Below are 229 nucleotides of genomic sequence, written 5' to 3'. Positions count from 1 at the left end.
AGCCAACTGACTGCCTCCATTCGCTTGCCGCATGCACTGCACCCGACACGCCGCAGCTCCACATTCAGCCGAACCGTGCGACCCAGCATGGGCAGGTCGCGGATCAAGCGCTGACAGTACTCATGGGTGGTGGTACTGGGCTGATGGCAGCCACTGCAGGTAGGGAAGCTAGTAGTCTGAGGGATCAGGTCGATCAGCAGGTCATCGCCGTCTGGCCTGATCGCGACGA

General features: G+C 61.6%; 1 protein-coding gene. It reads right to left on the bottom strand.

Translation table 11 applies throughout. The features are described from left to right. A partial coding sequence (locus tag ACW9H9_RS28955; protein WP_457346757.1) for a transposase family protein occupies window positions 1-229 on the bottom strand: 229 nt, incomplete at both ends.

The organism is Pseudomonas sp. SDO5215_S409 (genome assembly GCF_054071325.1).
Note: the sequence above shows the minus strand (reverse complement) of the source record. Positions and strands in the feature narration are given on the sequence as shown.